22 protein-coding genes, 1 tRNA gene and 1 riboswitch are annotated in these 25,078 nt (G+C 69.5%); of the genes, 11 read left to right on the forward strand and 12 right to left on the reverse strand.

The genetic code is table 11. The features are described from left to right. From GWI24_RS11020 to GWI24_RS11030, 3 genes are all read left to right on the forward strand, one after another. The coding region (locus GWI24_RS11020; protein WP_210945726.1) for an SGNH/GDSL hydrolase family protein at positions 1-949 on the forward strand (949 nt) is incomplete at its 5' end. A 400-nt stretch (positions 950-1,349) separates the two neighbouring features. Next, positions 1,350-2,570, forward strand: a complete 1,221-nt coding sequence (locus tag GWI24_RS11025) for an acetyl-CoA C-acetyltransferase (RefSeq protein ID WP_210945727.1) — start codon at positions 1,350-1,352, stop codon at positions 2,568-2,570. 272 nt (positions 2,571-2,842) lie between these two features. Further along, a complete protein-coding gene (locus tag GWI24_RS11030) occupies positions 2,843-3,766 on the forward strand; it encodes a hypothetical protein (RefSeq protein WP_210945728.1) in 924 nt (307 codons plus the stop codon). 124 nt (positions 3,767-3,890) lie between these two features. Here GWI24_RS11030 and GWI24_RS11035 read toward each other — a convergent pair whose 3' ends face one another. Further along, positions 3,891-4,232, reverse strand: a complete 342-nt coding sequence (locus GWI24_RS11035; protein WP_210945729.1) for a hypothetical protein — start codon at positions 4,230-4,232, stop codon at positions 3,891-3,893. A 119-nt stretch (positions 4,233-4,351) separates the two neighbouring features. On the opposite strand from GWI24_RS11035, the gene GWI24_RS11040 reads away from it, so the two are divergent. Then, the gene (locus tag GWI24_RS11040; protein ID WP_037954490.1) at positions 4,352-4,582 is read left to right on the forward strand and encodes a DUF4287 domain-containing protein; all 231 of its coding nucleotides are present in this window, start codon (positions 4,352-4,354) and stop codon (positions 4,580-4,582) included. Positions 4,583-4,714: 132 nt separating this feature from the next. On the opposite strand, the gene GWI24_RS11045 is transcribed toward GWI24_RS11040, so the two are convergent. Together GWI24_RS11045 and GWI24_RS11050 are read right to left on the reverse strand one after the other, a co-directional pair. Continuing rightward, a complete protein-coding gene (locus tag GWI24_RS11045; protein WP_210945730.1) occupies positions 4,715-5,611 on the reverse strand; it encodes a Bax inhibitor-1/YccA family protein in 897 nt (298 codons plus the stop codon). Positions 5,612-5,796: 185 nt separating this feature from the next. Then, a tRNA-Leu gene (locus tag GWI24_RS11050) sits at positions 5,797-5,879 on the reverse strand. A gap of 403 nt (positions 5,880-6,282) precedes the next feature. On the opposite strand from GWI24_RS11050, the gene GWI24_RS11055 reads away from it, so the two are divergent. Together GWI24_RS11055 and GWI24_RS11060 are read left to right on the forward strand one after the other, a co-directional pair. Beyond that, on the forward strand, positions 6,283-7,065 hold the full coding sequence (locus GWI24_RS11055) for an ABC transporter ATP-binding protein (protein WP_210945731.1): 783 nt from the start codon (positions 6,283-6,285) through the stop codon (positions 7,063-7,065). Between the two features lie 71 nt (positions 7,066-7,136). Continuing rightward, positions 7,137-9,686, forward strand: a complete 2,550-nt coding sequence (locus tag GWI24_RS11060; protein ID WP_210945732.1) for an ABC transporter permease — start codon at positions 7,137-7,139, stop codon at positions 9,684-9,686. 125 nt (positions 9,687-9,811) lie between these two features. Here GWI24_RS11060 and GWI24_RS11065 read toward each other — a convergent pair whose 3' ends face one another. From GWI24_RS11065 to GWI24_RS11105, 9 genes are all read right to left on the reverse strand, one after another. Then, a complete protein-coding gene (locus GWI24_RS11065; RefSeq protein WP_210945733.1) occupies positions 9,812-11,125 on the reverse strand; it encodes a cyclopropane-fatty-acyl-phospholipid synthase family protein in 1,314 nt (437 codons plus the stop codon). 209 nt (positions 11,126-11,334) lie between these two features. Continuing rightward, positions 11,335-12,714: an NAD(P)/FAD-dependent oxidoreductase gene (locus GWI24_RS11070; RefSeq protein ID WP_210945734.1), complete on the reverse strand. Its 1,380-nt coding sequence runs from the start codon at positions 12,712-12,714 to the stop codon at positions 11,335-11,337. 394 nt (positions 12,715-13,108) lie between these two features. Next, on the reverse strand, positions 13,109-14,068 hold the full coding sequence (locus GWI24_RS11075; protein ID WP_210945735.1) for a Ppx/GppA phosphatase family protein: 960 nt from the start codon (positions 14,066-14,068) through the stop codon (positions 13,109-13,111). Beyond that, a complete protein-coding gene (locus GWI24_RS11080; protein ID WP_210945736.1) occupies positions 14,065-14,613 on the reverse strand; it encodes a DUF501 domain-containing protein in 549 nt (182 codons plus the stop codon). Before GWI24_RS11080 ends, GWI24_RS11075 begins: the two co-directional genes overlap by 4 nt. A 70-nt stretch (positions 14,614-14,683) precedes the next feature. After that, positions 14,684-15,166 (reverse strand): septum formation initiator family protein, encoded by a 483-nt coding sequence (locus tag GWI24_RS11085; protein ID WP_210945737.1) that lies wholly within the window; start codon positions 15,164-15,166, stop codon positions 14,684-14,686. Between the two features lie 104 nt (positions 15,167-15,270). After that, positions 15,271-16,551 (reverse strand): phosphopyruvate hydratase, encoded by a 1,281-nt coding sequence (gene eno / locus GWI24_RS11090; protein WP_210945738.1) that lies wholly within the window; start codon positions 16,549-16,551, stop codon positions 15,271-15,273. Between the two features lie 268 nt (positions 16,552-16,819). Further along, positions 16,820-17,518, reverse strand: coding sequence for a transglycosylase family protein (locus tag GWI24_RS11095; protein ID WP_210945739.1), 699 nt, complete (start codon positions 17,516-17,518; stop codon positions 16,820-16,822). 6 nt (positions 17,519-17,524) lie between these two features. Then, a riboswitch (cyclic di-AMP (ydaO/yuaA leader) is annotated at positions 17,525-17,692 on the reverse strand. 255 nt (positions 17,693-17,947) lie between these two features. Next, on the reverse strand, positions 17,948-18,934 hold the full coding sequence (locus tag GWI24_RS11100) for a transglycosylase family protein (RefSeq protein ID WP_210945740.1): 987 nt from the start codon (positions 18,932-18,934) through the stop codon (positions 17,948-17,950). 163 nt (positions 18,935-19,097) lie between these two features. Beyond that, positions 19,098-20,375 carry a cytochrome P450 gene (locus tag GWI24_RS11105; protein WP_210945741.1) on the reverse strand — a complete coding sequence of 426 codons (1,278 nt, stop codon included), beginning with the start codon at positions 20,373-20,375 and terminating at the stop codon, positions 19,098-19,100. Positions 20,376-21,026: 651 nt separating this feature from the next. On the opposite strand from GWI24_RS11105, the gene GWI24_RS11110 reads away from it, so the two are divergent. Genes GWI24_RS11110 through GWI24_RS11130 form a run of 5 tightly spaced genes read left to right on the forward strand, consistent with a single transcriptional unit; the run spans position 21,027 to position 24,856 of the window. After that, positions 21,027-22,169, forward strand: coding sequence for a sensor histidine kinase KdpD (locus GWI24_RS11110; protein WP_210945742.1), 1,143 nt, complete (start codon positions 21,027-21,029; stop codon positions 22,167-22,169). Then, entirely contained in the window at positions 22,166-22,567 is a 402-nt protein-coding gene (locus GWI24_RS11115; protein WP_210945743.1) for a roadblock/LC7 domain-containing protein, read from the forward strand. The genes GWI24_RS11110 and GWI24_RS11115 overlap by 4 nt, the downstream gene beginning before the upstream one ends. Further along, complete coding sequence (locus GWI24_RS11120; RefSeq protein WP_137978293.1) at positions 22,564-22,935, forward strand: DUF742 domain-containing protein; 372 nt, start codon at positions 22,564-22,566, stop codon at positions 22,933-22,935. Before GWI24_RS11115 ends, GWI24_RS11120 begins: the two co-directional genes overlap by 4 nt. Beyond that, the gene (locus tag GWI24_RS11125; protein ID WP_210945744.1) at positions 22,910-23,500 is read left to right on the forward strand and encodes an ATP/GTP-binding protein; all 591 of its coding nucleotides are present in this window, start codon (positions 22,910-22,912) and stop codon (positions 23,498-23,500) included. Before GWI24_RS11120 ends, GWI24_RS11125 begins: the two co-directional genes overlap by 26 nt. A gap of 9 nt (positions 23,501-23,509) precedes the next feature. Continuing rightward, positions 23,510-24,856, forward strand: a complete 1,347-nt coding sequence (locus GWI24_RS11130; protein ID WP_210945745.1) for a cytochrome P450 — start codon at positions 23,510-23,512, stop codon at positions 24,854-24,856. Positions 24,857-25,078: the final 222 nt, after the last annotated feature.

A 25,078-nucleotide genomic window follows, 5' to 3' on the forward strand; every position in this document is an offset into this window, starting at 1 on the left:
GGTGACCGCCGTGCTGTTGCTCACCGAGGTGTCCCATGCGAAGCGGGTGGTGGGCGGGTCGGACGATCCGCCTCCGCGCGCGGACGGCCGATATGGCTTCGCCTTCGCCCGCAGGACCGGCCAGCCACCACTGCGGCTGGCCTTTCTCGGCGACTCCACGGCCGCCGGGCAGGGCGTCCACCGCCCTAGTCAGACACCGGGCGCGCTGCTCGCCTCGGGGCTGGCGGCGGTCGCGGAGCGCCCGGTGGACCTGCGGAACGTGGCGCTGCCGGGGGCGCAGTCCAGCGATCTGGAGCGCCAGGTCACGCTGGTGCTGGAGGATCCGGACCTGCTCCCCGACGTATGCGTGATCATGATCGGCGCCAATGACGTCACCCGGCGGATGCCGCCCGCCAAGTCGGTGCGGCTGCTGTCGGACGCGGTGCGCAGACTGCGCGACAGCGGCTGCGAGGTGATCGTGGGCACCTGTCCCGACCTCGGCACGATCGAGCCCGTCTATCAGCCGCTGCGCTGGATCGCGCGGCGGCTGAGCCGGCAGTTGGCCGCCGCGCAGACGATCGGGGTGGTGGAGCAGGGCGGGCGCACGGTCTCGCTGGGCGATCTGCTGGGCCCGGAGTTCGCGGCGAATCCGCGGGAGCTGTTCGGCCCGGACAACTACCACCCCTCGGCGGAGGGGTACGCCACGGCCGCGATGGCCGTTCTGCCGACCCTGTGCGACTCGCTGGGCCTGTGGCCCGAGGAGGCACCGGAGACGCTCGACGAGGGCATCCTGCCGGTCGCCACGGCGGCGGCCGAGGCGGCCGCGGAGGGCGGCACGGAGGTCACCGCGGCCCGCGGCCCCTGGGCCCGTCTGCTGCGCCGCCAGGGCCCCGCCACGAAGGAGCCCGCGACCGTATCCGGCTCCCCCGACACCTCGTCGCCGACGTCCCCGCCCCCTTCGGGCTGCTGACCCCGGCCGGGCCGGGTCGGGCGCTGCGTCCCCTGGGCCTGGCCGCCCTGCCGCCCGGCGCGGGCCGATCCGCTCGGCCGGGTGCGGACGGCCCGTCTCGCGCCTTCGGCGCATCCGAGTGGGTCGGGGGCACCGGGCCGGGCCTCCGGGCGCCCGCTCCCCGGCGTCCCTGCCCCGCTGCTCCATCGCGCCGAAGGTGCAAGACGTAAGCCGCACCCGACCCGGCCGCGCGGCCCGGACACCGCGCAAGAAGGGCGCCGCACCCCGGGCGAGCCCCGGCCGCTGAGCGTACGCTTGGAAAAAAGAGTCCGGTGTCACAGCCCGCACCCCGTGACCCTGCCGATACGTACGGGTAACTTCCCTCAGAGCCCACCCCGCACCCCGCCCCCATGGAGCCGTGATGCCCGAAGCAGTGATCGTCTCTGCCGCCCGTTCTCCCATCGGCCGCGCCTTCAAGGGATCGCTCAAGGATCTGCGGCCGGACGACCTCACCGCCGAGATCATCCAGGCCGCGCTCGCCAAGGTCCCCGAGCTCGACCCCCGCGAGATCGACGACCTGATGCTCGGCTGCGGGCTCCCCGGCGGTGAGCAGGGGCACAACCTCGGGCGGATCGTGGCCGTGCAGATGGGGATGGACCACCTCCCCGGCTGTACGATCACCCGCTACTGCTCCTCCTCCCTCCAGACCTCGCGGATGGCGCTGCACGCCATCAAGGCGGGCGAGGGCGACGTCTTCATCTCGGCGGGCGTCGAGATGGTCTCGCGGTCGAAGAAGGGCACCTCGGACGGGCTGCCGGACACCCACAACCCGGTGTTCGCGGAGGCCGAGGCCCGTACGGTCGCGCGCGCCGAGCAGGAGGGCTCCGACTGGCACGACCCGCGCGAGGACGATCTCCTGCCCGACCCGTACATCGCGATGGGCCAGACGGCCGAGAACCTGGCCCGGCTCAAGGGGGTCACCCGCGAGGAGATGGACGAGTTCGGCGTGCGGTCCCAGAACCTCGCCGAGGAGGCCATCAAGAAGGGCTTCTGGGAGCGCGAGATCACCCCGGTGACCACCCCCGACGGCACGGTCGTCAGCCAGGACGACGGCCCCCGCGCGGGCACCACCCTGGAGGGGGTGCAGGGTCTGAAGCCGGTCTTCCGCCCCGACGGCCGGATCACCGCGGGCAACTGCTGCCCGCTCAACGACGGCGCCGCGGCGCTGGTGATCATGTCCGACACCAAGGCGCGGGAGCTGGGCGTGACCCCGCTGGCGCGGATCGTGTCGACCGGTGTCACCGGCCTCTCCCCCGAGATCATGGGCTACGGCCCGGTCGAGGCGTCCAAGCAGGCGCTGGCCCGTGCCGGGATGTCGATCGGCGACATCGACCTGGTGGAGATCAACGAGGCGTTCGCCGCACAGGTCATCCCGTCCTACCGCGATCTGGGCATCAACCTGGACCGTCTCAATGTCAACGGCGGCGCGATCGCCGTGGGCCATCCCTTCGGCATGACCGGCGCCCGGATCACCGGCACGCTGATCAATTCGCTGCAGTTCCACGACAAGCAGTTCGGCCTGGAGACCATGTGCGTCGGTGGCGGCCAGGGCATGGCCATGGTCATCGAGCGCCTGAGCTGAGATGAGCCGATCCGATCCGCGGAGCCGGGCCGGGCGGCCGCGTCGTAACGCGTCTGCGACACTGGTTCGGCCCGGGCCGTGACCGAATCTCCCCCAGGATGTGACAAAAGTCCTGGGGGAGAGCCGTCTCCCCAGCTCAGCACCGGTGACCAAAGGCCCGCCCGGTACCGAATTCTGCCCATTTGGTGATGGTATGCACTGACGTCGAGAGGCGATAAGCCTCAAGCTGAGGTAGGAATTCGGGGGATCTACAGCCAACCGGGAGTACGTCAGTGAGCCCCACGAGTCTTGTCCTCCTGCTGGCCGCGGTGACCGCCACGGCCGTAGGGACGGCCGCCTTGCACACCGCGCGCGGTGTGCGCCGGCAGATCAGTGAGCTGCGCGCCGAGCTCGCGGCCACCGTGGCCGCCGGTGCCCGGACGGGCGGCGGAGGCGGCGGCGAGGAGGGCGGCGCGCCGGTGCCCGCGCCCCGTGCCACCCCGGCCGCCGAGATACGCGCGGCCGTCGCCGACGCGCTGGCCGAGGAGCGGGAGCGCGAGCTGGCCGAGGCGCGGGCGTTCTGGGCCGCCCAGGAGGCCAGGGACTCCGCCGGAGCGGCCGACGCCCACTCGCTGCTGAGCGGGCCGGGCGGGTTCGAGGACGCCCCCCAGGACGCGCAGCTCTTCGTGCCCCGCCAGGCAGACCTGGCCGGGCTCGAACCGCTGCTCGGGCTGGACGCGCTGGGCCCCGAGGCCCTGGACTCCGGCGGGGACCAGGAGCCCGAGGTCGAGTCCGAGGTGGAGCTGGAGCTGGGCGCCGGGGCGGAGCCCGCTGCCGAGCCCCGGGAGTCCGCCGAGCTGGCGGCGGCCCGCCGCCGCCATCCGTCCCACCCCGACTTCGCCCCGTCGTCACCCGTCGCCGACCACGACCGTACGGTGACCCGGCTCGCGGAGCTGGCCGACGCCCGCACCCCGCTGTCCGATGTGCGGCCCGGTCCCCTCGGCACCCTCGATGTCTACGTCTTCGCCGACGGCACCACGATCTGCATGACCCCGGGCCACCGGGAGACGGCCGAGCGGCTGGCGGACGCGCTGCGCGAGGGCACCGCCCCGGTACTGCTGGGAGGCTCGGGCGTCTCCGGTGCTTATGCGCTCACGTTCGGTTGCGGCGAGGAGAACGTGTACGTCCTCGCCGACCGCGTCATCGCCTCGCTGTAAGGACACATCGCCCAGCCGTAGGCGGACCCTCAGCCTGTAAGCGGGCCCCTAGGCCGCAAGCGGACCCTCAGCCTGTAAGCGGGCCCCCAGGCCGCAAGCGGACCTTCAGGCTGCAAGCGGGCGCTCAGACGCCGCAGCGCCCCGCCGCCTCCGCCACGAGCGCCACCGCCTCGGCGGCCCCCCGCGCCGTATCGCCGCTCCCGGCGCCGCCCGGCGCACGCTCCAGCGCGTGCACCAAGTCATGTCCGGCCACCGCCACCTGGTCGGCGACCACGAACAGCCCCGCGTCCGGCATGATCCGCGGCGGGGTTCCCGGCTCCTCGAGCCGCTGTGCGCGCACCGACAATTCCCTGGCCAGGGCCAGCCCTTCGGCCGCCGCGCCCGCGCGCAGCCGGGACTGCGGAAGGGCGCGCAACCGGTCGGCGAGCCGGTCGACGGCGGCCAGGAGAGGAGTGACATCATCCACGCTCCGAGCGTATGCGCCACTGAGGGACTGTTGCCAACGGGCGAACACTCAGGCACGGTGAGCTGAAGGAAACCCGGGCCATGGCCCCGGGTCCGGCATGGAAGCGTCCGGAGGCGCCGATGTCCCAAATCTTCTCCGACGAGACTCACCGGAACCTACTCTCCCGCATCCCCCAGTGCACGGGCCGTGAAGTCGCCGACTGGCTGCGCACGGTCGACGAGGGCCCCGCTTTCTTCCGATTCGAGGAGAAGGTCAGCTGGCTGCGCGGCGAGCATCAGCTCGCCTACGGCCATGCGAAGGCCATCATCCATGAACACGACTTGAGGCGTGCGGCACGCAAGCTGCTGTAGCCCGCTGCCCGGAGGCAGAAGCGTGTATGACAGACCCACCGAACGGAGCGGCTTAAGCCGGACAGGAAGAAGGGCCCGCGGAGGTCTTCGCCTCCGCGGGCCCTTCTACGTGCTACGCGACACTCAGCGACGCTAGTCCCTGAAGATCGAGATCAGCCGGAGCAGCTCCAGGTAGATCCACACCAGCGAGAGCGTCAGCCCGAAGGCGGCCAGCCAGGACTCCTCGCGCGGAGCGCCGTACCGGACACCGTCCTCGACCTGCTTGAAGTCCATCGCCAGGAACGCCGCGCCGAGCACGACGCCGACGAGGCCGAAGACGATGCCGAGGCCACCGCTGCGGAAGCCGAGGCCGTCCCCGCCGCCGATGGCGGCGAACAGCAGGTTGACCGCCATCAGCAGGATGAAGCCGATGGCGGCGGCGAGCACAAAGCGCTGGAATCGCGCGTTCACCCGGATGAGGCGGGTCTTGTACGCGACGAGCACACCGACGAACACGGCCATCGTGCCGAGCACGGCCTGCATCGGGATGCCGGACCAGCGCTCGTTGTACACCTGGCTGATAACGCCGAGGAAGAGGCCCTCGAAGAGGGCGTAACCCATGATCAGCGCGGGCGAGGCCGTGCGCTTGAACGACTGGACGAGGCCGAGCACCATCGCCACGAGCGCGGCGCCGATGCCCACGCCCACCGGAAGCTGCGCGATCCACGCGACCGCGGCGGCGACGATGACGGTACCGAGGGTCATACCGGTGCGCATGACGACGTCGTCCATCGTCATCCGGCCGGTCTGCAGCGGGCCCGCCGGCGGCGCGCCGTACATCTGCTGCAGCTGTTCGGGGGTCAGATTCTGCTGGTCGCCCGCCGCATAGGGGTTCGTGGGCGCCTGTGTCTGCGCGTACGGGTTACCGCCCGCGTACGGGTTGGCCTGACCGGCGGCGGGACTCCCGGCCTGCGGCGCCGCGCCGAAACCGGCGTAGCCGCCGCTGCGGCTGAACCCCCGTCGCGAGAAGACCGGGTTGCTGCTCCTCATCTCACTCCTCCGTGGCCGCCGGGCGCGACCTTGACTCAAGAGTAATGGGTAAGCAAAGAAAGCACCCTAGTGCCCAAGGAGGATCTTTTCACGCAGGAAGAGGCCGCGCGAGGCCCCTGCGGGCCCCGCGCACACACTCGGGGCGATCATCCACACACGCTGAGTGCGCCCACCGGATCTGAAGGTGCCCGGAACCGGACTTGAACCGGTACGCCCGCGAGGGGCAGCGAGGTTTAAGCTCGCCGTGTCTGCATTCCACCATCCGGGCAGCGGTTCCCCCTGGGCCGTACGGTGCGCATACGGCCCTCCCCTGGAAGAGAGCAGCACGAGCCTATCCGGGGACATGCCCCCGCACAGTGAATCCGCAGACTGAGGTTGTCTTATTTTATTGGCAACTGAGGGTGCATCAGCAGCGGGGCGGGGTACCCAAAGATGCCGACGGCCATTGGACCTGCCGATATGCCCTGAACCCCCGTTAACTGGGGATTGACGCAATCTCGACGCCCCGGACGGGGCGTCCTCTCCTCCTCAAGGAGGACTCCGCCGCCACCACCTACATCGCGCGACCCCCACGAGAACGGGAGCACGGGCTGATCCCGTTCCCCTTCACAACCGGAACCATGGAGTGACGTCCCGCCCACTCCCGCAGAGCACGACAGGAGTCATCCACCGTGACCACCACCCCCTTCGGCGTCGAAACCGCCGCCCGCGCCACCACGGCGGCCGCCCGCGCCACGGACCTGAGCAAGGTCTACGGCGAGGGCGAGACCCAGGTAATCGCCCTGGATTCGGTCTCCGTCGAGTTCCGCCAGGCGGAGTTCACCGCGATCATGGGCCCCTCCGGCTCCGGCAAGTCCACGCTGATGCACTGCATGGCGGGTCTCGACACCATCTCCAGCGGCTCGGCCCGGATCGGCGACGTCGAACTGACCACGCTCAAGGACAAGAAGCTCACCCAGCTGCGCCGCGACAAGATCGGCTTCATCTTCCAGGCGTTCAACCTGCTGCCGACGCTGAACGCGCTGGAGAACATCACCCTCCCGATGGACATCGCGGGCCGCAAGGCCGACCAGGCGTGGCTGGACCAGGTGGTGGCCACGGTCGGTCTGGCCGGGCGGCTCAAGCACCGCCCCAACCAGCTGTCGGGTGGTCAGCAGCAGCGCGTCGCCGTGGCCCGCGCCCTGGCCGGCCAGCCGGAGATCATCTTCGCCGACGAGCCGACCGGCAACCTGGACTCCCGCTCCGGCGCCGAGGTCCTGGGCTTCCTCCGCAACTCGGTGCGGGAGCTGGGCCAGACGATCGTGATGGTGACTCATGACCCGGTCGCCGCGTCCTACTCCGATCGGGTGGTCTTCCTGGCCGACGGCCGAATCGTGGACGAGCTGCGCAACCCCACCGCCGACTCGGTACTGGACCGCATGAAGCGCTTCGACGCCAAGGGCCGCACGAGCTGACGCGGGGCGCGCGCCCGCACCCGCACGCCGCCCCGCACTCCCCCACTCCACCCCTTCAGGACTGACACCTCATGCTCCGTACAGCCCTGCGCAATGTGCTTGCGCACAAGGCCCGGTTGCTGATGACCGTGCTCGCCGTGATGCTCGGCGTGGCCTTCGTCGCCGGCACCCTGGTCTTCACCAACACCATCTCCGACGCCTACCAGAAGAGCTCCCAGAAGGGCTTCAAGGGCGTCGACGTCGCCATCACCCCCGACAAGAAGGACGACGACTCCGCCAACCCCGGTGACGCGCCCCGGCTGAGCCAGCGGCTGCTGGACCAGGCGTCCAAGGCGCCCGGCGCCGCCTCCGCCTACGGTGTGGTGAAGGGCTCCTCCTCCCTCGCCGACAAGAAGGGCGACCTGCTCGGCGGCGGCTTCTCCAACCTCGGCGGCAACTACTACCCGGGCGCCGACGGCAAGGACCCCCGGTACAACATGACCGAGGGCCGCGCCCCCAAGGCCGCGGGTGAGATCGCGCTCGACTCCAGGACCGCCGAGCGCGGCCACTACAAGGCCGGGGACTCCATCCGGGTCTCCGTCGACGGCCCGGTGCGCACCGAGAAGGTCGTCGGCGTCTTCACCACCGACGACGGCAATGTCGCGGCGGGCGGCACGCTCGCGCTGTACGACACGGTCACCGCGCAGAAGCTGTTCGGCAAGCCCGGGCAGTTCGACGAGATCGACGTGAAGGCCGCCGCGGGCACCTCGCAGTCCACCCTGAAGTCGTCGATCGACAAGATCCTGCCCGAGCAGACCAAGGCCACCACCGCCAAGAAGCTCGCCAAGGACCAGGCCAAGGCGATCGAAGAGGGCATGAGCAGCATGCAGACCGCGATGCTGGTGTTCGCCGGTATCGCGCTCTTCGTCGGCATCTTCATCATCGTCAACACCTTCACCATGCTGGTCGCCCAGCGCACCAAGGAGCTCGCCCTGATGCGCGCGGTGGGTGCGACCCGCCGTCAGGTCACCCGCTCGGTGCTGATCGAGGCCACCGTCGTGGGCGCTGTCGCGGCCGTGGTGGGTCTCGCCGCCGGTGTCGGCATCGGCGCGGTGCTGCGCTCGGTGCTCAACTCCACCGGGGCCAACGTCCCGGACGGTCCGCTGATCGTCGCGCCGACCACGGTGCTGGCCTCGGTGGTCGTGGGCATCGTGGTGACCGTGCTCTCCGCCTGGCTGCCCGGCCGCCGCGCCGCCAAGATCCCGCCGGTCGCCGCGATGAACAGCGTGCACGCCGCGCCGACCACCCGCGGTCTGGTGGTCCGCAACACCATCGGCGCGTTCCTCGCCGCGGCCGGTGTCGCGCTGGTGGTCGCCGGTGCGGGCATGGGCGGCGACGGCCAGGGCCCGATGGCGTTCGGCGCGGCCGTCCTGGTGATCGGCGTCTTCGTGCTCACCCCGCTGCTGTCCCGGCCGCTGATCGCGGCCGCCTCCCCGGTGCTGCGGATCTTCGGGATGCCCGGCAAGCTGGCCCGGCAGAACGCGGTGCGCAACCCGCGTCGTACCGCCGCCACCGCCTCCGCCCTGATGGTGGGTCTCACCCTGATCACCGGTATGACGGTGATCGCTGGATCCATGCAGAAGGGGATCGACAAGATGGCGGCCGACGGGCTGAGGTCCGACTACGTCGTCAGCATGGGCGGGGGTGGCGGGACCGGCGGGCGGCCGCTGTCGCCCGAGGTGTCCAAGACCCTGGCGAAGCTGCCCGAGGTCACCTCGATCAGCCCGCTGCGCTCCTCCCCGGCCCGGGTCGCCGGCGACTCCGACTCCCTGACGGGCGTCGACCCGAAGGCCATCAAGGACCTGGTGAAGGTGGACTTCACCGAGGGCTCGTTCGCCGCACTCGGGGGCACGAAGGCCCTGATCGACGACAAGATCGCCGATGAGCACCGCTGGAAGGTCGGCTCCACCATCCCGGTGACCTACGAGGACGGCCGCAGCGGCAAGCTGACCGTGGGCGGTGTCTACGAGGGCAACCAGATGATCCGCGGCGTCATGGTCGACAGCGCCACGGTCACCCCGCACATGACCACCGTCGCGGACTTCCAGGTGATGCTGAAGACCAAGGGCGGCGCCACGGAGAACAACAAGGACCTGCTGAAGAAGACGCTCGGCGAGAACCCGGCGATCAAGATCCAGAACAAGCAGGACACCTCCGACGAGATCGCCAGCGCCTTCACCCTGATGCTGAACATGCTCTACGGGCTGCTCGCCATGGCCGTGATCGTCGCCGTGCTCGGTGTCATCAACACCCTGGCGATGTCGGTCTTCGAGCGGTCCAAGGAGATCGGCATGCTGCGGGCGATCGGCCTGGACCGGGGCGGCATCAAGCGGATGGTCCGGCTGGAGTCGCTGGTCATCTCGCTCTTCGGCGGGGTGCTCGGCCTCGGCCTCGGCGTCTTCTTCGGCTGGGCGGCCGGTGAGCTGATCGCCACCGAGCTGTCGAGCTACGAGCTGGTGCTTCCGTGGGGCCGGATGGGACTGTTCCTGCTGATGGCCGCCTTCGTAGGAGTCATCGCGGCGCTGTGGCCGGCCCGGCGGGCCTCCAAGCTCAACATGCTCGCCGCCATCAAGGCCGAGTAGCCGAGCAAACCGCATGGCGGCGAGCCGGACACGGGACGTCCCCGTCCGCCCCTCTCCGGGGCGGGCGGGGACGTCCGCGTTCCGGCCGACGGGGACGTCCGCGTTCCGGCCGCTTTACATCGATTTCAGCCTCGCCAGTCGCGGGCGCGCAGCGGAAGCCCCGAGGCCCCGCCCTCGGGGGTGCGGACGGCGAGGACCTGGTTGACCCCGATCCGGTTGCGCTCGAAGGAGAGGGCGGAGGCCGCCATGTAGAGCCGCCAGACCCGGGCCCGGCCCGGGGAGGTCAGCCGCACGGCCTGGGGCCAGGACCGCTCCAGGTTGGCGACCCAGCGGCGCAGCGTGAGCGCGTAGTGCTCGCGGATGGCCTCCACGTCCCGTACCTCGAAGCCGCCCTCCTCGAGCTGGGCCACGGTCCGGCCGACCGGGGCGAGCTCACCGTCGGGGAAGACATAGCGGTCGATGAACTCGTCCACGTGGTACGCCTCTTCGTCCGGCTGGGGGCGCCGGGCGATCTGGTGGTTGAGCAGCCGCCCGCCGGGCCGGAGCAGCCGGTGCAGGATGGCGGTGTACTCGGCGTACCGCACGGCGCCCACGTGCTCGGCCATGCCGATCGAGGAGATGGCGTCGTAGGGCCCGTCCGGGACCTCGCGGTAGTCCTGGACCCGGATCTCCACCTGGTCGGTGAGCCCGGCGTCCGCGATGCGCTTACGGGCGTACGCCGCCTGCTCCTCGGAGAGCGTGACGCCGACGGCGCGCACCCCGTACTCGCGCGCCGCGTGCAGCACCATCGAGCCCCAGCCGCACCCCACGTCCAGCAGCCGCTGGCCGGGCTTCAGGGCCAGCTTGCGGCAGACCAGGTCCAGCTTGGCGCGCTGGGCCTCCTCCAGCGTGGAGTCCGCTCGGTCCCAGTAGGCGCAGGAGTAGACCATCGAGGGGCCGAGCACCAGCTCATAGAAGTCGTTGCCGACGTCGTAGTGATGGCTGATGGCCTTACGGTCGCGGCGCAGGGAGTGCAGCGAACCGAGGGTGGTCCGGGCCTCCTCGCGCGGCGGGGGCGGCGGCAGCCCCGGCCCGGCGAGCGCGATCATCTCCCGGGCGGCGGTGCGCAGCGCGGGGTCGCGCAGCGCCTGGATGCCGGTGAGGAGCCGGGACCGCGGCGCGGTGGCGGGGCCGCGCTCCCACAGCAGCCCGGACAGCCGGTCCAGGGCCTCGTACAGATCGCCCTCGACATCGAGGTCCCCGGCGACCCAGGCGCGGGCCAGGCCCAGCTCGCCCGGCCGCCACAGGATCCTGCGCAGCGCCCGGCGGCGCCGGATGACCAGGGTGGGCGCGCCGGGCGGGCCGGTCTCGCTGTGGTCCCAGGCGCGGACGCGGATCGGGAGAGGGGTTCCCAGCACCTCCTCGGCCAGGGTGGCGATCCGCCCAGCGGCGTCGGCCATATCGCACCTCCGTGATGGCGAGTCAGGAAGATTCACTCACCACGTAAACACCATGGAACCCGCCGTACAGTCCCGCCGACACGTCTGGAATCGGCAAAACAGCTTCAAAAAGCGGGCCATCGGAGGGCACCCGAGGGCAGACGCAAGGGCGTCCGCCCCACGGATGGCGGACGCCCTTGGCGTTCAGTTGTGCTGGTCGGGCCCTATGGTCAGGACGCCTTGGCCTTCTCGGCCGGGGCCGCCGGCTTGGCCGCGGTGGCGGCGCTGACCGGGGAGGCGGCCTCGTAGAACTCCTCGCGGGGGTTCTCGATGGCGCCGAGCGAGACGACCTCGCGCTTGAGGAACATCCCCAGCGTCCAGTCGGCGAGCACCCGGATCTTGCGGTTGAAGGTCGGCATGGCCATGCCGTGGTAGCCACGGTGCATGTACCAGGCCAGGCGGCCCTTCAGCTTGATCTTCATCTTGCCGAAGACGATCATCGCGACGCCCTTGTGGAGGCCCAGACCCGCGACGGCGCCCTTGTTGGCGTGCTTGTAGTCCTTCTGCGGGAAGCCCCGCATACCGGAGATCACGTTGTCACCGAGGACCTTGGCCTGGCGCAGCGCGTGCTGGGCGTTCGGCGGGCACCAGGCGCCCTCGCCGGTGGCGAGGTCCGGGACCTGGGCGTTGTCACCGGCGGCCCAGATGTAGTCGCTGCCCTGGACCTGGAGGCTCGGGGCGGTGTCCACATGGCCGCGCGGGCCGAGCGGGAGGCCGAACCGGGCCAGCGCCGGGTTGGGCTTGACGCCCGCGGTCCACACGATGGTGCTGGAGTCGACCTCGAGGCCGTTCTTGAGGACGACATGGCCGTCGATGCAGGAGTTCATCGAGGTCTCGAGGTAGACCTCGATACCGCGCTTCTGCAGGTGCTCCAGACCCCACTTGCCCAGCTTCGGGCCGACCTCGGGGAGGATCTTGTCGGCGGCGTCGACGAGGACGAAGCGCATGTCCTCGCGCTTGACGTTCGGGTAGTACTTGGCCGCGTCACGGGCCATGTCCTCGACCTCGCCGATGGTCTCCGCGCCGGCGAAGCCACCGCCGACGAAGACGAAGGTGAGCGCCTTGCGGCGGATCTCCTCGTCCGTGGTGGAGTCGGCCTTGTCGAGCTGCTCGAGGACGTGGTTGCGCAGGCCGATGGCCTCCTCTATGCCCTTCATGCCGATGCCGTTCTCCGCGAGACCGGGGATCGGGAAGGTGCGGGAGACCGCGCCGAGGGCGATGACCAGGTAGTCGAAGGGCAGCTCGTACGTCTCGCCGACGAGCGGCTGGACGACGGCGACCTTGCGGTCCTGGTCAATGGTCGACACTCGGCCGGTAAGGACCTCCGCCTTGGGGAGCACGCGCCGCAGCGGAACCACGACGTGGCGCGGGGAGATGCTGCCGGCCGCAGCTTCGGGGAGGAAGGGCTGGTACGTCATGTACGACCGGGGGTCGACGACCGTGACGGTCGCCTCGCCGTACCGCATCTTCTTGAGGATGCGGCGCGCCGCGTACAGGCCTACGTACCCACCGCCTACAACGAGGATCCTGGGACGCTCCGTGGTGCTCATGATTCGAGTATCCAGCACCCCCAGGGGGGGACCTCGTGAGCCCCTTCACAAGCATGGTGGAGGTATCTGCTACACTCCGCCGCCCCCGTGATGGACGCCATACCGGCGGAGGGGAACCACTGGCCGGATCGACACGTTCTCACCCCTCTGAGCAGGGCTTGTGATTGAACGCGGGAGTAGACCAGGCGGTCCGCACGGGGGCACCGAACACCGCCCTGACACCTCACGATCCGGTCAGTTACGGGGCCCGGCCGCCGAAACCGCCCCAGAGCGCCGCATCGGGCGGCCACCAGGCGCCTTTTTCATGTGAAGAGTTTCACGAACTTTCTCGGAGGCGGCTCGCGGAGGGCCCCCGAAGGGGGTTCCGCGGCCGCTCATACGTTATCCCGCCCGCTCAGGCGATGCTCCAGGCGATCCCATCGAGGATGTCGTGTTCGCTCACCACGACCTCCTCGGCGCCGGTCCTTTCCATGATCGAAAGCAGGATGAGCGCCCCCGCGCCGATCACATCGACCCGCCCCGGGTGCATCACCGGGATCTCCGCCCGCTCGGCGTGGCTGGAGCCGAGCAGCCTGCCCGTGATCTCGCGGACCTGGCCGAGGGAGATCCGGGAGTGGTGGATCGCGGAGGAGTCGTACTCCTTCAGGCCCAGCGCGATCCCGGCCACGGTGGTGACCGAACCGGCAAGACCGACCAGTGCGTGGCCGTCCGCGGGACGGCAGGCGCGGCTGAGCGGCACGGTGCGCTCGGCCAGGTCCAGCGCCTGCTCCACATCGGCCTTTATGGCGGCGATCTGATCCTCCGTCGGAGGATCGGTGATCCGGCCGTCCACCACCAGATGGCGCTCGGTCAGCCGGACGCAGCCGATGTCCACGCTTCGGGCCGCCCGCACGCCATCGCCGCCCTCGACGAACTCCGTCGAACCGCCGCCGATGTCCACCACCAGATACGGCCCGGCCATATGGTCATGGCCGGTGAGCTCCTTGGTGGCCCCGGTGAAGGAGAACTCCGCCTCCTGGTCCCCGGTGATCACCTCGGGCTCGACGCCCAGGATCTCCACGACCCCGCGCACGAACTCCTCGCGGTTCTCGGCGTCCCGGGAGGCGGAGGTGGCCACGAAGCGGACGCGCTCGGCGCCCAGCTCACGCACGACCTCCGCGTACTCGCGGCAGGCGGCGAAGGTGCGCTCCAGCGCCTCGGGGGCGAGCCGGCCCGTGCGGTCCACGCCCTGGCCCAGCCGGACGATCTTCATCCGGCGGTCGAGCTCGATCAGCTCCCCGGTGGCCGGATCGGCGTCCGCCACCAGGAGCCGGATCGAGTTGGTGCCGCAGTCCACGGCGGCGACGCGGGTCATGCGCTCTCCTCCCGGCTCGGGTCCTCGGTCCCGCAGGGGCTCACACACGGGCCCTTGCGCCACCACTCCGGCAGCATCGCGATCGCCTCGTCCCCGAGCGGATTGACCCCGGGGCCGGCCGCGAGGGAGTGGGCGACCAGCACATGCAGGCACTTCACCCGGTCCGGCATCCCACCCGCACTGGGGAAGCCCTGGAGCACCTCGATGGCGTCGCGGCGCGCGATGTAGTCCTCGTGGGCGGCGCGGTAGGCGGCGGCCAGCTCGGGGTCGGTGCCCAGCCGGGCCGTCATCTCCTTCATCACGCCCTCGGCCTCCAGCGTGCCGATCGCGGACGCGGCGCGCGGACAGGTCAGGTAGTAGAGAGTGGGGAAGGGCGTACCGTCCTCGAGCCGCGGCGCGGTCTCCACGACGTCCGGATTGCCGCAGGGGCAGCGGTGCGCGATCGCACGCAGGCCCCGGGGCAGGCGGTTCAGCTGCTCCCGTACGGCGTGGATGTCCGCGTCGGTGGGCGCGGTGGGCTCCGTCTGGGGCGGGGGCGTATCCATGAGTGGGAAAGTTCTTCTTCTTCGTTTCGATTCGAACGCCGGGTGCGGCCGGCGGCCGGAGCGCGGCGCCTCAGCGGCGCGCGCTGCCCGCCCCCGCCGCGTCCGCCGTGTCCACGGCGTCCCAGAGGTTGGTGTACCAGGGGCGGCCGGCCGCGCCCTGGTCGGTGGAGCGCTCGGTGGAGCCGGCGCCGTCCACCATGCTGTAGCCGGTCTCCCCCGGCATCAGGAAGTGCAGCCGCTCCCGGGCCTGCTGCTCGGTGTAGGCGGGGTCGCGCAGCCGGGCCTTCCGCTCCCGCAGCTTCTTCACGTCCTCGCGGGCCCGCTGGGCCTCGTGCCGCTGCTCGGCGATGTCGGAGCGCTGGGAGATGTACTGCCGCATCGGATAGGCGAGCGCCACGACGAGGGAGCAGACGACCAGCGTGAGCAGGGCGGCCCGGCCGGTCAGCCGGCCGCGGCGGCGCTTGGTGCGCACGCGGTAGACCCGGGCGGCGGCGTGCTCGCCCAGCGCCTTGAGCCTGGTCGCGGTGGAGAACCGTTCCCGATCCGCCGGCACGTCGCCTCCCCGGTGATGCCTTCGCTTGGGTAACGCCGTCGAGCGACGCCGTCCCCGGCCACGGTACGGGACCGTGGCCGGGGACGGGCGTCAGACGTGTCCGCTCAGCCCTTGAAGCGCGGGAAGGCGGAACGGCCCGCGTACACCGCGGCGTCGTCGAGGATCTCCTCGATGCGCAGCAGCTGGTTGTACTTGGCCACCCGCTCGGAGCGGGCCGGGGCGCCGGTCTTGATCTGGCCGCAGTTGGTGGCGACGGCCAGGTCGGCGATGGTGACGTCCTCGGTCTCACCGGAGCGGTGCGACATCATGCACTTGTAGCCGCTGCGCTGGGCCAGCTCGACCGCGTCGAGGGTCTCGGTCAGCGAGCCGATCTGGTTGACCTTGACCAGCAGGGCGTTCGCGGTGTCGCTGTCGATACCGCGGGACAGCCGCTCGGGGTTGGTGACGAAGAGGTCGTCGCCGACCAGCTGGACCTTGTCGCCGAGCTGCTCGGTGATGGTCTTCCAGCCGTCCCAGTCCTCCTCGTTCAGCGGGTCCTCGATGGAGACCAGCGGGTACGCGGCGACCAGCTCGGCGTAGTACGAGGTCATCTCGGCGGCGGAGCGGGACTGGCCCTCGAACTGGTACGTGCCGTCCTTGTAGAACTCGGAGGCGGCGACGTCCAGGGCGAGCGCGATGTCCTGGCCCGGCTGGTAGCCGGCCTTCTTGACCGCCTCGAGGATCAGGTCGAGGGCCTCGCGGTTGGAGCCGAGGTTCGGCGCGAAGCCGCCCTCGTCGCCGAGGCCGGTGGACAGACCGCGCTCCTTCAGCACGGACTTCAGGGTGTGGTAGACCTCGGCGCCCCAGCGCAGGGCCTCGGAGAAGGACTCCGCGCCGATCGGCGCGATCATGAACTCCTGGATGTCCACATTGGAGTCGGCGTGCGACCCGCCGTTGAGGATGTTCATCATCGGCACCGGCAGCAGATGGGCGTTCGGGCCGCCGAGGTAACGGAAGAGGGGGAGGTCGGACGCCTCGGAGGCGGCGTGCGCGACGGCGAGGGAGACGCCGAGGATCGCGTTGGCACCGAGCGAGGACTTGTCCGGGGTGGCGTCCAGGTCGAACATCGCCTGGTCGATCAGCCGCTGCTCGGTGGCGTCATAGCCGACCAGCTCGGGGCCGATCTGCTCGATCACGGCGAGGACGGCCTTCTCCACGCCCTTGCCGTTGTAGCGGTTCTTGTCGCCGTCACGGAGCTCGAGGGCCTCGAAGGCGCCGGTGGAGGCGCCGGACGGCACGGCGGCACGGCCGGTGCTGCCGTCGTCGAGGCCAACCTCGACCTCGACCGTGGGGTTGCCTCGCGAGTCGAGGATCTCGCGAGCTACGACGACGTCGATGGACGGCACGAGGTTCTCCTTCGTATGGGTCTGCGGTAGCAGCACGAGCCTAACGGGCCGGGAGGGCTGCGCCCCGCGTTCGCCCGCCCCACGAGACAGGGGCGCGACGCAAAAAGCCAGTTTCTGGATCAAAAATCCAGATTTCTTATGCATTGGGAAAGCCCCGGCGGGGCGCGCCATGGGGCGGCACGCCCGGCCGGGGCTCGTTCTCGGGGGCCGGCCTCAGGGGAGGTCCTCGGGGGGAGTCCTCAGGCGGGGCCGTGACCGTGGCCGTGGCTCAGCGGAGGTGCAGCTGCTGGCCCGGGAAGATCAGGTCGGCCTGCTCCACGATGTCCTTGTTCAGCTCGAAGAGCTTCTTCCAGCCGCCCTTGACGTCGTGGGCCTTGGCGATCTTGCCGAGGGTGTCGCCGGACTTGACCTTGTACTCGCCGTCACCCTTCTTGATCGGGCCACGGGTCTGCTGGCGCGCGGCGTGCTCGGGCGCGGTGTGCGGCTGGGCCTTCGGCTGGGCCTTCGGCTGCGCCTGCTTGGCGGCCGGGGCCGACTTGGTGGTCGCCGAGGACTGGTCCTGCGAGCCGGAGGGCGCGGACGGGGCGGACGGGCTGCCGCCGGAGGTCAGGCCCTTGCCGCAGACCGGCCAGGCGCCCTTGCCCTGGCTGCCCAGGACCTTCTCGGCGATCTGGATCTGCTGGGCCTTGCTGGCCTTGTCCGCGGTGGAGGCGTAGGCCGTGCCGCCGTAGGCGGCCCAGGTGGAGCTCGAGAACTGCAGGCCGCCGTAGTAGCCGTTGCCGGTGTTGATCGACCAGTTGCCACCGGACTCGCACTGCGCGACCTGGTCCCACTGGGAGGTGGTGGCCGCGGAGGCGGAGGTCGCCCCGATGAGCGGTGCCGCCACGGCGGCACCGGCGAGACCGGTGAGCGCGGCGATACGGGTGGCCTTGGAGGGGCGGCGGTGCTTCCCGTTGGACTTGAGCATTTTGGTTCGTTTCCTCACCGACGCCTACGAGGTGAGCTGTCGGGTTCGGACGTGAGTTGCCCGGCCGGTCGCGATGGTCGCTCCCGGCTTCACCCCTAGCCGACAAGCCCGTATCCACAGGCCACTCGGCACCTACCTTGGGTCCCCCGCTCCTGCCTTCGGCGCTGACGCGTCGGTTTCCCCCCGACCGCCGGCAGGATTCGGCGTGACGATCGACGGTGCCCGCGGTGGCGAGCGGAAAGACGTTAAACACACCTCCCAAGAACGTTCAAACACCCCAAGGGCAGTGAATGGGGCTGTAATTGATCTCACCCGGCCCACATCGACGCAGGTGGGGCCGGGTGAGGAGGGATCGGACACGAGGTGCGCCCCGGAAAATGTGACGAGATGTATGTCTCACCGGGTCCAGATCGGGCAATTCCCCCCGAATCACTGCTCCCTGATGGCGAGGTCAAGTCGCTGACCAGGGATGATCAGATCGGGGTCGGTACCGATGAGGTCCTCGTTGGATTCGTAGAGCTCTTCCCAACCCCGGGACACGTTCTGGTGCTCGGCGATCCCTGACAGGTTGTCACCGGGGCGAACAGTGTAATCGCCGTCCGCGGAGCTCCCATCGCGGTCCGACGCGCCGCGCGAGGCATGGCGCCCGGAGGGCCGTGCGCTCTCCGTACCGCCGTCGTCGGCCCGCTCCCCGGCGTCCGGAGCGCCGCGGTGGCGGCCGGAGGGCGACGGGTCGGCCGAGGGGGTCTTGGAGCCGTCCGACGCCGAGGGGCTGTCCGACGCCGGGTCGTCAGAGGCGGAGCCGTCCAACCCGTCGGGGGACTTGGAGGTGTGGGGCGCCTCCGGGCCCTCGGCCGACCCGGACGCATCCGGCGCGTCCGGCTTGTCGGCGCCGTCGGACGTCCCCGAACGGTCCGGGTCCGAACGGTCCGCGTCCGAGGAGGAGCCGTCCCGTCCCCGGTCCCCCGGGCCGTCCTCGCCGCGGCCCGTCCCCGGGTCCGGGGTGGCCGTGCTGCCGGGGTCCACATCGGGGGCGCCGCCGCCGTCGGTGAGCCCGGCGCCCAGCGCACAGCTCGGCCAGGCGTCGGGGCCGCGGTCGCCCAGGATCGCCTCGGCGACGGATATCTGCTGGGAGCGGCTGGCGAGGTCGGGGCGCGGGGCGTACTCCGTGCCGCCGTACTCCTTCCACATGTCGAGGGTCAGCTGGAGCCCGCCGTAGAAGCCGTTGCCCTCGTTGGCACTCCACATACCGCCGCTCTCGCACTCGGCGACGTGATCCCATGTGGCGGTCTGGGCGGCCTGTGCGCCAGCCGCCCCGAAGAGGGGTATGGCGAGGCCCGCTCCCGTGACCCCCGCCGCGACGATGATGGCCGGGGCCTGACGGGGGCGACGGTGTCGACCATTACCGGAACGCATGCGATTGACCTCTCCTATGGCGCTATGGCGCTATGGCGACAAGGTTTGCCGGTGAACATAGCGAGGGCACTCGATCATCACAAGGCGATGTATCCCAGGTCACGCCAAGGTCACACGGCTGATCATTCGTCACGTATTTCCGGCCGTACGGGCCTTGAGGGTCTCAGCCGTCCGCGGAATTCCAGGTCACCGGGAGCGTGCGCAGCCCGCGCATGATGAGCCCGCCGCGCCACCGCAGATCGTCCGGATCCTCCGCGAGCCGCAGCCCGGGCAGCCGCCGCAGCAGGGTGGCGATCGCGGTCCGGGCCTCCAGCCGGGCCAGCGGGGCGCCCAGACAGTAATGGATGCCGTGGCCGTAGCCGAGGTGCTGGTTGTCCCGGCGGGTGAGATCGAGCACGTCGGGCTCCGCGAACCGCTCGGGGTCCCGGTCGGCCGCGGCGAGCACCACCAGCACCGGCTCCCCCTCGGCGATGTGCTGCCCGGCGAGGGTTAGCGGCTCGGTGGCGAACCGCCAGGTGGCGATCTCCACGGGTCCGTCGTAGCGGAGCAGTTCCTCGACCCCGGCGGCGAGTAGCCGCTCGTCCCCTTCTTCCAGGGCCCGCCGCATGAGGGCGCGCTGCTCCGGATGGCGCAGCAGCGCGTAGACGCCGTTGCCGATGAGGTTGACGGTCGTCTCGAAGCCGGCGAAGAGAAGGATGAAGGCCATGGCCGCGGCCTCGTTCTCGGTGAGGTGCTCACCGTGGTCGCCGGCCCGGATCAGGCCGGAGATCAGATCCTCCCCGTCCTCTTCTTCGCCGCGCCCGGCGAGCTCCAGGCGCTTGCGGTGGATCAGCTCGCCCAGATACGCCCGGATCCTCTTCACGGCGCGGGCCACTCCGCCGCGCGGACCACCGCCGTGCCGGATCATCGCGCCCGCCCAGTCCCGGAAGTCGTCCTGGTCCTCGCGCGGCACCCCGAGCAGATCGCAGATGGCGTAGATGGGGAGAGGGAAGGCGAACTCATGGATGAGATCCGCCTCTCCCCTCTCTTCGAAGGCGTCGATGAGCTGATCTGTGAGGCTCCGCACCCGGGGGGCGAACGCGGCCACCCGGCGCGGAGTGAACGCCTTCGACACCAGCCGCCGCAACCGGGTGTGGTCGGGAGGGTCGATATTGAGCAGATGTGTCATCAGCTCGGCGCGCCGTTCACCCGGGATGCCCACCTTGCCCTTGGCGTGGGCCGCCGCACTGTGCCGCTGGGGGTTCTTCGAGAGCCGGGGATCGGCCAGCGCCTTCCTGGCGTCGGCGTAACGGGTCACCAGCCAGGCGTCCACACCGCTCGGCAGCGTGGTCCGGTGCACCGGGGCGTGTTCGCGTAGCCAGGCGTACGCGGGGTAGGGATCGCTGGCGAACTCCCAGGTGAAGAGGGTGGGAGCGGAGCTGTCACGGGGCTGTTCCGACACCCCCCGACGATACCGGCGCGGGACCGCTCTCCCCCGGCCTGTCGGAAGTAACCACAGACAAGAGGAATAAGGGAATAAGCAGAACAAAGAGAATAAGGGAGTCATGACCGGGATGAATGTCTAGCGGAATTCCCTATTCATCTCCACACACCCTTCACCACCCATACACAGCCGGGGTCGAATGCCCGGATATCTGATGGCTGGCACGCCGTTCGGCGGATGCCCGCGCCGCCCCGTTACGATCCCCCGGGACACGCCCTGACGTCGGTCAACGCGGTGAACTGGGGGTGTGGCTGAAACGACGTCAGGTGAACGAATGGGACTGGGGCACATGCACGGGGCCCAGTGATACCGGTGATACGATCACCGCGCTTGCCAGGCGAGCCAAGGGCGCGTAAGACACACGGCGATCCGGCACATCCCGCCGAGAGGATCCCCACTCTGAGGAGCATTATGCCGCCAGTCGGGCATACGGAGTCGTTCCGGCGCACCGACGCCTGTGCGCTGCCGTCGGCAAGACGAGCGCGCTGTCCCCGGAACCCGCGGGCGCCGTACGGGCGCTGACTTACCGCCGCCCCGACCATTCCAGATGCATAACGCACCACACCTCCCTAAAGTCCCTGGCGGTCTAGTCGTTTAAAGAGAGTCTCAATGACGCAATATCTACAGGATCCAGCGCTCTGGGCCCTGATCGCTGGCACGCCTCTCGCCGCAACCGCCATTATCCGCGGGCGAAAGACGCGAGCGAATCTGCGCCAGGAGAAGGCGGAGCTAGAGAAACGCGCGGCCGACCTCGAGAACAATTACGCCGAGGCGGTGCAGGAGGCCCACAACCGCGCCGAAGAGGCCACCAAGAGCGCGCTGAAGTCCGCCATGCGTACCCTTCAGGGCCTCGCCAACGAGCAGCAGCTGGCCATCTCCAAGACGCAGGACAAGTACGGCGAGCACCAGCTTCTCCAGGACCTCCTGGAGATCGACCATATGAACTCGCAGTTCGGTCGGCGTGCGCAGTCCATCGCGGTGCTCTGTGACGGCTGGCTGGGCCGGCAGCGAGCCGTCGCCTCGGTGTACGACGTAGTGCGCAGCGCCAAGGGCCGCATCCGTCACTACACCCGGGTGGAAATCCGCTCGCAGAGCAATTTCGCCCTGGTCAGCCGGGCCGTGGAACCGGTCGCGCTGGCGCTGGCCGAGCTTTTGGACAACGCGACCAGTTACTCCGCGCCCGACTCGCCCATCGACATCACCATCCGCACCGTTCCCAAGGGCGTCTGCGTCATCATCGACGACGCCGGCGTCGGTATGAACGAGGAGGAGAAGAACCGGGCGGACAAGCTGCTCTCGGCCACCCACGCCACCGGTGTAACGGGACTGGGCAATCCGCCGCAGTTCGGTTTTGCGGTGATCGGTGTGCTCGCCGCGCGCTATGGCTTCACGGTGTCCGTCGATTCGACCTCTCCGTACGGTGGTGTTCGCGCGGTCGTGCTTCTCCCCGAGGACCTTCTGACCAATATGCCCGAGCCGGAAGAGCAGCCGACGACCCGCGCTCCCGCCACGGCCGAGGAGCGGGAGCCGAGCCCCACCGTGACCAGTTCCACCGTGAGCGGTTCCACCGCCGGGGGCCTGCCCAAGCGTCGCCGTAAGGGCGCGATTTCCATCGTCCCGAGAGCAGACTCCACCACTGCCGCGGCCCGGACGAGCGAGGAAACCGCTTCGATCATGGGCGCGTTCCAGCGCGGCACTCAGTCCGGCCGCTCAGCAGCAAACCCGAACAGGGAAGGGCATGATCCTCAGTGAACAACGACCTGTCATGGATGCTTGAGAGCGCCCTGGAAGTTCCAGGGGCTCGTCATGCGATCCTGGTTTCCGCCGACGGTCTGCTGATGGCCCGTTCTCAAGAGGTCAAAAAGGACGAGGCCGACACCGTCGCGGCGGCGATGAGCGGCATCCAGTCGCTGAGCCGCACCATGGCCGGCTTCTGCGGTGGCCCCCATATGACGTGGCGCCAGACCCTGGTCGAGTTCGACGGTGGCTGGGTCTTCCTCATCTCCGCGGGTGAGGGCGCGTATCTGGCGGTCTCCTCCGCGCCGGATGTCGACATGGCCGACATCACGTTCCGGATGCAGCAGCTTGTCGGGCAGCTCGGCAAGGCACTGACCACACCGCCTCGCGAAGACACCGGAATTCAGGCATGACGGCACCCGGCGAGCAGGAGCCCGAGTCGGCTCAGTTAGTGCGACCGTACGTCATCACCAATGGTCGAGGGCTTCCGGAGAACGACCAGTTCAACCTGATCACGCTGGTCACCGCCTCCGAACAGAGACCCCCCAGCCATCTTGACCCGGAGAAGCGCGGGCTCCTGGAGCTGTGCTCGGGTGGTTATCTCTCGGTCGCGGAGATAGCCGGACACATGGGACTTCCGATCGGCATCGTGAAGGTCCTGCTGTCCGATCTCTCCTCGGACGGATACCTCGTCACCCGCGCACCCGCGCCTCCCGCGCAGCTTGTCGACGTTTCGCTCCTTCAGGAGGTGCTGGATGGGCTCCAGGCCCGTTTCGGATGATGACGTCTATCTGAACGAAGCGGTGCAGATCGCGGCCAAGATCCTGGTCGTGGGGCATTTCGCGGTCGGAAAGACGACGTTCATCGGCACCATGTCCGAGATTCCTCCGCTGCGCACCGAGGAGCGGATGACTCAGGCCGGAGCCCATATCGACGACCTCATGGGCACCCGGGGCAAGACCACGACCACCGTGGCCATGGACTTCGGCCGGCTCACGCTCAGCGACAGACTTGTCCTGTATCTCTTCGGCACACCCGGACAGGAACGCTTCGTCCAGGTGTGGGAGGACATGACCCGAGGCGCTCTCGGGGCACTGATCCTCGTCGATCCCGAACGGCTCAAGGAATCCTTCCCGGTGATCGACCTGGTGGAGCACTACGGACTGCCCTACGCGATTTCCGTCAACCACTTCGACGGCACGCCGGCCCGCCCCGACAACGAATTGCGCGAGGCACTCGACCTGCTGCCCGAGACCCCGATCGTCACCTGTGACGCACGTGACGAGAAGTCATCGGCCAACGCGCTGATAACGCTTGTCCGTTACCTACAGGAACGTACCCGCTAGGAGCACCTGATGAACATGCAATCGGATTTTCCGGCGGCGCCACCACCCGGCTGCCCCGCCCATGGCAGTGGCAAGCGGGTGCCGCTGTACGGGACGGAGTTCGCCGCCGATCCGGGTGCCTACTACACCTATATGCGCTCGTACGGCCCGACCGCGCCGGTGGAGCTCTCCCCGGGCGTCGAGGCCACACTGGTCACGGACTACTCGGCGGCGCTCCAGCTGCTGCAGAACCCGGACACCTTCCGGAAGGACTCGCGCCGCTGGCGTGACTACAACGAGGGCAAGGTCACCCGGGACAATCCGGTCGTCCCCTTGCTGGAGTACCGGCCGAACTGCATGTTCACCGACGGCGCCGAGCATATGCGGCTGCGCCAGGCGGTGACCGACAGCCTGGCCCGGGTGGATACGCATCGGCTGAGCCGCCATGTCGAGCGCGTCGCGGACTATCTGATGGACCAGTTCATCTCCCGCGGCTCGGCCGACCTGCTCAATGATTATGCCAAACTGCTGCCGCTGTTTGTTTTCAATGAGCTTTTCGGATGCCCGGCGGAAATCGGCGACCGGGTCATCTTCGGTATCTCCGGCATTTTTGACGGAATCAATGCGGAGAAGGCGAACGAGGTGCTCGGCCAGAGCGTCGGCGAACTCGTCGCATTGAAGCGCAAGCAGCCCGGTGACGATGTCACCTCCTGGCTTATGCAGCACCATGCCCAGCTGAATGATGAGGAAATGGCTCATCAGCTGGTGCTACTGCTGGGCTCCGGCGCCGAGCCGCAGCGGAATCTCATCGCCAACGCGCTGCTGCTCCTGCTCTCGGATGAGCGGTACGCGGGGGCCGGGCTGCTGGTCGAGGACGCCCTCGACGATGTGCTGTGGAACAGCCCGCCGATGGCCAATTACGCTCCGCATTACCCGGTTACCGATGTGGACTTCGCCGGGACCCGGCTGCGGGCGGGCGATCTGGTGCTGGTCTCCATCGCGGCCGCGAACAGCGACCCCGCGCTGTCCGCCTCCCGGCAGCAGCTCAGCAAGCGCGCTCACCTGGCGTGGAGCGCCGGTCCGCACGCCTGCCCGGCCAAGGACACCTCCCAGCTGATCGGTGTGGTGGCCATCGAGAAACTGCTCAACAAGCTGCCGGACATCGAGCTCGCGGTGCCCGAGTCGAGCCTGACCTGGCGCCCTGGCCCATTCAACCGAGGGCTGACCGCGCTGCCTGCCCGATTCACGCCGATACGTACGGACAAACAGCCCGTTACGCAGCAACAGATCCCCACGGGCGACCATCGCACCCACGCCCAGAATAAGCAGGAGAAGGGCGGCTTGTGGAGTTCGTTCCTCTCGTGGTGGAGAGCGTGATCTAGGTCACATTGGGAACCCATTTCATACCGCATGAATGTTCAAATGAACGGGTAGGCAGTGTTGCGCAATTTATGTTGGCCAAAATCTAAGAGGAGCTGTCGTGAGGTCTCCCGCCGCCGGCGACATCACTGTCGGTCGACGATCAGCGGTTTCACTCATATCCCGACCGCACCCCCACCCCTGCGGCCAATCGAACACCTACCCTAATTTCGCGGAAGC

This window comes from Streptomyces sp. MK37H, assembly GCF_018035285.1.
Lineage (GTDB): Bacteria > Actinomycetota > Actinomycetes > Streptomycetales > Streptomycetaceae > Streptomyces > Streptomyces endocoffeicus.